We start from the raw sequence: 402 nt of genomic DNA, 5'->3' as shown, positions 1-402 counted from the left end.
CAGTCTTTGTTATACATCTGTTTTACTTCGCGGTATCTCTTTTAAGACGAGGAAAAGGATGATAAAGTTTACAAACCAATTCACTAAAAATTCACTCGGCACCGTAATAACAAGCGCGCGCATGATCGTAAAGAATACGGTCGAAAGTGTAATGGAATAAGCCGAAAGCTTCCAGAGCTGCTGGTAATGCAATGTCTTTCTTTGCGCATTTTTCAAAATCAGGCCGATGACAGCGAGAAATGATACTTCAATGAATTTGCCTGCCGCTGTCATGATGAACAGCACAACGGACAGGACGGTGACGATAATTGTTTTATTTTGGTTTAATGCTCATATGATTTCTTTTTTTGTGATATCGGCAGGCATCAGCGAATAATTCATTTCTGTCGCTTGTCCGTCTAC

General features: G+C 40.3%; 1 pseudogene. It reads right to left on the bottom strand.

The features are described from left to right. Window positions 1–9: 9 nt before the first annotated feature. A pseudogene (locus SB660_RS19130) lies at window positions 10–402 on the bottom strand (DUF1189 family protein); the annotation flags it as partial.

Source organism: Bacillus sp. SIMBA_005, assembly GCF_046535585.1.
GTDB classification, from domain to species: Bacteria; Bacillota; Bacilli; order Bacillales; family Bacillaceae; genus Bacillus; species Bacillus pumilus.
This window is presented reverse-complemented; position numbering and strand designations above follow the sequence as displayed.